The sequence below is a fragment of the Mesorhizobium album genome, assembly GCF_033977205.1.
GTDB classification, from domain to species: Bacteria; Pseudomonadota; Alphaproteobacteria; order Rhizobiales; family Rhizobiaceae; genus Mesorhizobium; species Mesorhizobium album.
In genome coordinates this window covers 49565-56793 of record NZ_JAVIIW010000046.1, presented here as the reverse complement: position 1 = coordinate 56793, position 7229 = coordinate 49565, and the positions used below count along the sequence as shown (strand labels likewise).

The 7229-nt window shown below is 65.3% G+C and carries 6 protein-coding genes; 4 read left to right on the top strand and 2 right to left on the bottom strand.

Annotated features, from left to right (window positions below; genetic code table 11):
* Nucleotides 1–187 precede the first annotated feature (187 nt).
* Both RFN28_RS28200 and RFN28_RS28195 read right to left on the bottom strand, forming a co-directional pair.
* Nucleotides 188–1324, bottom strand: coding sequence for an alpha-hydroxy acid oxidase (locus RFN28_RS28200; protein WP_320290409.1), 1137 nt, complete (start codon nucleotides 1322–1324; stop codon nucleotides 188–190).
* A gap of 23 nt (nucleotides 1325–1347) precedes the next feature.
* Complete coding sequence (locus RFN28_RS28195) at nucleotides 1348–2151, bottom strand: FCD domain-containing protein (RefSeq protein ID WP_320290408.1); 804 nt, start codon at nucleotides 2149–2151, stop codon at nucleotides 1348–1350.
* Nucleotides 2152–2361: 210 nt separating this feature from the next.
* Between RFN28_RS28195 and RFN28_RS28190 the strand changes: the two genes are divergently transcribed.
* The 4 genes from RFN28_RS28190 (at nucleotide 2362) to RFN28_RS28175 (ending at nucleotide 7222) form a co-directional block, all read left to right on the top strand.
* A complete protein-coding gene (locus tag RFN28_RS28190) occupies nucleotides 2362–3684 on the top strand; it encodes a DUF3422 family protein (protein ID WP_320290407.1) in 1323 nt (440 codons plus the stop codon).
* Between the two features lie 159 nt (nucleotides 3685–3843).
* Entirely contained in the window at nucleotides 3844–5340 is a 1497-nt protein-coding gene (locus tag RFN28_RS28185) for an FAD-linked oxidase C-terminal domain-containing protein (RefSeq protein ID WP_320290406.1), read from the top strand.
* Between the two features lie 239 nt (nucleotides 5341–5579).
* Nucleotides 5580–6836 (top strand): glycolate oxidase subunit GlcE, encoded by a 1257-nt coding sequence (gene glcE, locus RFN28_RS28180; RefSeq protein ID WP_320290405.1) that lies wholly within the window; start codon nucleotides 5580–5582, stop codon nucleotides 6834–6836.
* Nucleotides 6833–7222, top strand: a complete 390-nt coding sequence (locus RFN28_RS28175) for a DUF4870 family protein (RefSeq protein ID WP_320290404.1) — start codon at nucleotides 6833–6835, stop codon at nucleotides 7220–7222. Before glcE ends, RFN28_RS28175 begins: the two co-directional genes overlap by 4 nt.
* Nucleotides 7223–7229: the final 7 nt, after the last annotated feature.

Here is a 7229-nt window from a genome sequence, read left to right as displayed (position 1 = left end):
CGCAAGCAACCGGGCCTCGCGCGCAGCATCGAACTGCTCGTCGAACCCGACAGCCTACCCAGGCTACAACCCATCGAAACCGTCAAATCCTCTGTGCAGAGGTACTAGCGCATGTCGCCCAAGGGTGCGCAGCGATTTTGTAACATGGGCAAAAACAAGGACCTGAACACGATCGTGCGACACGGGTTTAGCGCCGAAGCAGGTCTTTGCTCACGTCGGTCACCAGGCGCTTGCCGCATAGCGCAAGCGTGATGTCCATCTCCTTGTAGATGATTTCGAGCGCCTTGGTGACGCCCTCCTTGCCCATGGCGCCGAGGCCGTAGAGGAAGGGCCGGCCGATATAGGTGCCCTTGGCGCCGAGGCAGAGCGCCTTGAGCACGTCCTGGCCCGAGCGGATGCCGCCGTCCATGTGAACCTCGATCCTGTCGCCGACCGTATCGGCGATCTCCTCCAGCACCGAGATCGAGGAGGCGGCGCCGTCGAGTTGCCGCCCGCCATGGTTGGAGACGACGATCGCGTCCGCGCCGGTCTCGGCCGCCTTCAGCGCGTCCTCTTTGTCGAGGATGCCTTTCAGGATCAGCTTGCCGCCCCAGCGCTCCTTGATCCAGGCGACATCCTTCCAGGAAAGCTGCGGATCGAACTGTTCCGACGTCCAGGACGACAGCGAGGAAAGGTCTCCCACCCCTTTGGCATGGCCGACGATGTTACGGAAGGTTCGGCGCTGGGTGCCGGCCATGCCCATGCACCAGCGCGGGCGGATGGCCATGTCCAGCATGTTCTTCAGCGTCAGCTTCGGCGGCGCCGACAGCCCGTTGCGGATATCCTTGTGGCGCTGGCCCAGGATCTGTAGGTCGAGCGTGAGCACCAGCGCCGAGCATTTCGCCGCCTTCGCCCTGTCGATCAGGTTGAAGACGAAATCCTTGTCGCGCATCACATAGAGCTGGAACCAGAACGGGTTCTTCGTTACCGAGGCGACATCCTCGATCGAGCAGATGCTCATCGTCGACAGCGTGAACGGCACGCCGAACGCTTCCGCCGCCTGCGCCGCCAGCATCTCGCCGTCGGCATGCTGCATGCCGGTCAGCCCGGTTGGGGCCAGCGCCACCGGCATCGCCACCTTCTGGCCGATCATGGTCGATTCCAGCGAGCGGTTGCTCATGTCGACCAGCACGCGCTGGCGGAACTTTATCTTGCCGAAGTCCTCTTCGTTGGCGCGGTAGGTGCTCTCGGTCCAGGCGCCGGAATCGGCATAGTCGAAGAACATCTTCGGCACCTTGCGGCGCGCCAGGTCCTTGAGATCGGCGATAGTCAGGATTTCGCTCATGATGGTCCCCGCTTGATCAGTGCTTAGGAGCGTTTGCGTGTGGGTTCGGCGTCGCCGGCTTCAGAGCGTTGTCTCAGCCTCAGCCTCGACACGCGCTGCCAGTCGCCGCTGCGCTCAGCTTCCGCCATGGAGCGCTCGACATAGGTGATGTGGTCCATCGCGGCCTTCCGCGCCGCGATCGGATCCGCCGCCTTGATCGCGGCATGGATCGCCCGGTGCTGCTCAAGCAGCGCCTCGCGCGCGCCGGGCACGGTGAACACCAGAAGCCGGTTCTGGAACACGCCCTCGGAGAGCAGCCGGTAGCAGGAGCGCAGCGTGTGCAACAGGATGATGTTATGCGCGCACTCGCAGACGGCGTGATGAAACTCGACGTCGATCTCCGCCTCGTCGTCGAAGTCGCCGGTCCGGTGCGCTTCGTCCATGCGCGCCATGATGCGGTCGAGCAGCGCGAGATCCTCCGGCGTCGCGCGCCGCGCCGCATATTCGGCGGCCACCCCTTCGATCTCGCGCCGGTACTCCAGATAGTCGGTCACTGCCTTGCGATGCGTGGAGATGAGATCCGTCACCGGCTTGGTGAAAAGCTGGCCGATGACGTCGGCGACATGGGTGCCGCCGCCCGGTCTGGTGGTCAGCAGCCCGCGCGCCTCCAGCGCTTTCAGCGCATCGCGCAGGATCGGCCGCGACACCTCGAACTGGCGCGCCAGCTCGCGCTCGCCAGGCAGCCGGTCGCCGGTGCGCAGCACGCCTTCGAGGATCAGGCTCTCGATCTGCTGCACCACCTCGTCGGCGGTGCGCGAATGCTCGATCCTGGAGAAGATATCGCTCAACGGAGAGACGCCTGGGAACAGAATGAATGTCGCGCAGATTAAAGCGTCTGTCGCCAACTGGTCAAATTATTTATCCAATTTGCCGGATCGCATCGGTTCCGGCGTGGTGCCTTCCCATCCGTGCCTGCGAAAAATTTGCTGTTTACGTGCATTGCCGATTGCCGCAAGAGGACTGGTGTTGCACGAACGGTCGAAACCAGGGGGCCAGCCGTGTCGGACGAAACGTCCAATCTCGAATTTCAGCCGCGCGCCCAGGGGAGCGTCATGGGCTTTCCGGCGCATGAGGGCCGGCCCAGCGCGCTGGGCGAGGTGCATGCCCGTCCGCATCCGCTGGTCGAGAAGCCACGCGTGCTCATCCAGCTCTCCTTCATGACCGAAGGCGGCTCGTCTGTCGACCATGCCGTGCTGTCGGACCTGTCGCGGCGCTTGGGCATCGCTGCGCCCGAACGCCATGCCCGCCACCATGCCATGAAATGGGGCAAGGGCAGCTTGCGCTGGGAGAGGCACACCGAGTTCTCCACCTACCTCTGGGAAGGACCGCTCGCCGAAAGCGGCCGTGGTCAGGAGGATTCGCCGTTCGGCAACGGCTTCTCGCCGCCGGGAACGGTGATTTCCGGCATCCGGCTCGAGATCCGCAAATGGACGCAGGCAAGCGAGAAGCTGATCGCCGGCTTCGATCCGACCAGCCTCTGTTATTCGCTGGTCGAGCGCGGCGCCGCGGCCATCATCACCGACTTCCGCCAGGACGGCGACGGGCTGACTCGCATGCTGGTGCTCGACCGCGGCCTGACGCCTGCCAGCACCGGCGCGCTGTCGCAGCGGCTGATCGACATCGAGACCTACCGGACGCTTGCCATGCTTGGTCTGCCGCTGGCGCTGACACTGTCCGGCCGCGCCCGCCGCATCGAGGACCGGCTGGCGCAGACCACGCTGGAAATGAAGGCGGCCGAGACCCGCGACAGCCAGACGCTGCTTGCCGACCTCACCGAACTTGCCGCCGAACTGGAGGCGGACGCGGCGTCCAGCCTTTACCGTTTCGGCGCCAGCCGCGCCTATGACGGCATCGTCACCGAGAGGCTGGGGGCGCTGGAGGAGGAGCCGGTGCAAGGCTACGACACCTGGGCGGGCTTCCTGCAGCGACGCATGGCGCCGGCCATGCGCACGTGCCGCTCGGTCGAGGAGCGCCAGGCCAATCTTTCGCGAAAACTTACCCGTACCACCACGTTGCTGCGCACCTGGGTCGATGTCGACGTCGAGAAGCAGAACCGCGATCTGCTGGCCTCGATGAACAACCGCGCCCGGCTGCAACTGCGCCTGCAGCAGACTGTCGAAGGCCTCTCCGTTGCCGCCGTCTCCTATTACGTTGTCGGCTTGATCGGCTATGTCGCCAAGGGCGTTTCGGTCTTCGGCCACGCCTTCGCGCCGGAAGTCGTCACCGCGGCCTCCGTGCCGGTGGCCGTGCTGCTCGTCTGGTGGGGCGTGCGCCGGGTGCGGCGCATGCACTCCGAGCCGGCCAAGCATCCGGGCGAGTAGTCCGCGAAGCTCTTCAAAAGCGATTGATGTGCAGCGGCAGATTGCCGCTGCGGAAGCACGTACATATGGTCGATGCCCAATCCCGACCAAAGCAGGGTTTGCAACAACCACGCTTCACTGGTAAAAGATTTTGACCAGTCAAGCCAGATGAGGCTGCCCATGTCCGGCCTTGCCATGCCCAAGCCAGATGCCGAGACGCTTAGCCGGCGCGCCGAGATCGTCGCCGACATGCGCATCATCGTGCCGGGCGAGGGCGTCGTCGACACGGCCAACGAGATGCGCGCCTTCGAAACCGACGGCCTGACCGCCTACCGGCAATTGCCGCTGGTCGTCGTGCTGCCGGAAACGGTGGCGCAGGTGTCGCGCATCTTGAAATACTGCAATGAGCGCAGCATCCGCGTCGTGCCGCGCGGCTCCGGCACCTCGCTTTCGGGCGGCGCGCTGCCGCTCGAGGATGCGGTGCTTCTGGTGATGAGCCGCTTCAACCGCATCCTTCAAATCGACTATCCCAACCGCATCGTCGTCGCCCAGCCGGGCGTCACCAATCTCGGCATCACCAACGCCGTCGAGCAGGAGGGCTTCTACTACGCCCCCGATCCATCCTCCCAGATCGCCTGCTCGATCGGCGGCAACGTCGCGGAGAATTCGGGCGGCGTGCACTGCCTGAAATACGGGCTCACCGCCAACAATGTGCTGGGCATCGAGATGGTGCTGATGAATGGCGAGGTAGTGCGGCTCGGCGGCAGCCATCTCGACCAGGAGGGCTACGACCTGCTCGGCGTCATGACCGGCTCCGAAGGCCTGCTCGGCGTCGTCACCGAGGTCACGGTGCGCATCCTGAAGAAGCCGGAGACGGCGCGGGCGCTCTTGATCGGCTTCCCGACCAGCGAGCAGGGCGGCCAGTGCGTTGCCGACATCATCGGCGCCGGCATCATCCCGGGCGGCATGGAGATGATGGATCGCCCGGCGATCCATGCGGCCGAGGATTTCGTCCATGCCGGCTATCCGCTCGATGTCGAGGAGCTGCTGATCGTCGAGCTCGACGGGCCGAGCGTCGAGGTCGACCACCTGATCGGCCTCGTCGAGGCCATCGCCCACCGCAACGGCTCAACCACCTGCCGCATCTCGCAGTCGGAACAGGAGCGCCTGAGCTTCTGGGCGGGGCGTAAGGCGGCCTTCCCGGCGGTCGGCCGCATCTCGCCCGACTACTACTGCATGGACGGCACCATACCGCGCAAGGAGCTGCCGAGGGTGCTGGCCGGCATGCGCGACCTTTCCGAGAAATACGGGCTCGCCGTCGCCAACGTCTTCCATGCCGGAGACGGCAACCTGCACCCGCTGATCCTCTACGACGCCAATGTGCCGGGCGAACTCGACAAGGCCGAAAGCTTCGGCGCCGACATCCTGCGCCTTTGCGTCGAGGTTGGTGGCGTGTTGACCGGCGAGCATGGCGTAGGCGTCGAGAAGCGCGACCTGATGCCCGAAATGTTCAACCAGATCGACCTCGACCAGCAGATGCGTGTCAAATGCGCCTTCGATCCCAACCATCTGCTCAACCCCGGCAAGGTCTTCCCGCAACTGCGCCGCTGCGCCGAGCTCGGCCGCATGCATGTGCATCGCGGGCAGATGGCGTTTCCGGACATTCCGAGGTTTTGAGTGGATACCCTGGCGCTTGAACACCCCCCTCTGTCCTGCCGGACATCTCCCCCGCAAGGGGGGAGATCGGATGTCGCGTCGGATTTCGCCAATCTCCAATGTTGGTGGGAAGGCGGGGCGCCGAAACTGCCAATCTCCCCCCTTGCGGGGGAGATGTCCGGCAGGACAGAGGGGCGTGTGAAGGAACGCGACCTACGTTCTTTCCCCCGCTTCGCGGGGGCGAGGAAACAGGCTCACCCATGACCACCTTCATCCCCTCCTCACCTGCCGAAGTCCTCTCCACCATCCAATGGGCGGCGGCAGAAGAATCACCGCTTGAGATCCTCGGCCACGGCTCCAAGCGCGGAATCGGCCGTCCGCTGCAGACCGGGCATGCGCTCGATCTCTCGAAACTCTCTGGCGTCACTCTTTACGAGCCGGCCGAACTAGTGCTCTCGGCCAAGGCCGGCACGCCGCTCGCCGAGATAGAGGCGCTGCTTGCCGAAAGCGGCCAGCAACTCGCCTTCGAGCCGATCGATTACGGCCCGCTGCTCGGCGGCGCGCCGGGCAAAGGCACGCTCGGCGGCGTGCTGGCTTCGAACCTGTCCGGCCCGCGACGCCTGAAAGCAGGCGCCGCGCGCGACCACATCCTTGGCATCGCTGCCGTCTCCGGCCGCGGCGAGGCCTTCAAGTCGGGCGGCCGCGTCGTCAAGAACGTCACCGGCTACGATCTCTCGAAGCTGATGGCGGGGAGTTGGGGCACGCTCGCCGTGCTGACCGACGTCACCTTCAAGGTCCTGCCCGCGGCCGAGACCGAGGTGACGCTGGCCATCCGCGGCCTGCTCGACGATGCCGCCGTCGCCGCCATGGCGCTGGCGCTGGGCTCCAGCGCCGAGGTCTCGAGCGCCGCGCACCTGCCGGAGCGGATCGCCGCGCGCGTCGCCGCCGGCCATCTCGGCAGCGACGCCGCCACGCTGCTGCGCGTCGAGGGCTTTGGGCCGTCGGTCGTCTACCGCATCGAGGCACTGCGGAACCTGCTCGGCAAGGCCGGCCCGCTGCAAGAGATCGCGGGCGATGCCTCGAAAACGATCTGGCGCGACATTCGCGATTGCGTGCCCTTCGCCGATAGTGGTGCGAGGCCGGTCTGGCGCGTCTCGATGCCGCCGTCTGAGGCGCACCACATGGTGATGGCGCTGCGCATGCAGGCCGCGGTCGACGCTTTCTACGACTGGCAGGGTGGACTGGTGTGGCTCGCGATGCGCGAGGACGACCCCGAGGCGGAGCAGCTGCGCGGACTGATCCAGACACATGGCGGCGGCCATGCCACGCTGGTGCGCGCCTCCGCCTCGCATCGCGCAGCTTTGCCGGTGTTCGAGCCGCAGCCGCCGCATCTGGCAGGACTGTCGGCCAGACTCAAGGCCGAGTTCGATCCGAAGCACATTCTCAACCCCGGCCGCATGGCGCCGGGCTCCAGCTCTGCTACTCTTCCTCGTTCGACGGAGGGAGCAGCACCATGAGCAATACCAATCCAGGCCAGGACACCGGATCGCGCCAGACCGACCGCTGGCTTGAGCCGGGTCAGACCAATGCGCTGGTCATCTACATTCTTTATCTCACCAGCCTTGTCATCGGCGTCACCGGCATTATCGGAGTCGTGCTTGCCTACATCAATCGCGGCAAGGCGGGTGGCTTTGTCGAAAGCCACTACACATTCCTGATCAGGACTTTCTGGATCGGCCTTCTCTACGCGCTGATCTCGGTGGTCCTGATGATGCTCGCGATCGGCTTTCTGCTGATGTTTGCGGTTGCCGTCTGGTTCATCGTCCGCTGCATTCTCGGCCTGCAGGCGCTGCAGCGCGGCGAGCCGGTCAGGAACCCGCAAAGCTGGCTTCTGGGACAGTAAGGATTTT

Bases quoted from the DNA above. Each gene is read 5' to 3' on its own strand.
- RFN28_RS28200 (WP_320290409.1), bottom strand. From the start codon at position 1,324: ATGAGCGAAATCCTGACTATCGCCGATCTCAAGGACCTGGCGCGCCGC.
- RFN28_RS28185 (WP_320290406.1), top strand. From the start codon at position 3,844: ATGTCCGGCCTTGCCATGCCCAAGCCAGATGCCGAGACGCTTAGCCGG.
- glcE (WP_320290405.1), top strand. From the start codon at position 5,580: ATGACCACCTTCATCCCCTCCTCACCTGCCGAAGTCCTCTCCACCATC.
- RFN28_RS28175 (WP_320290404.1), top strand. From the start codon at position 6,833: ATGAGCAATACCAATCCAGGCCAGGACACCGGATCGCGCCAGACCGAC.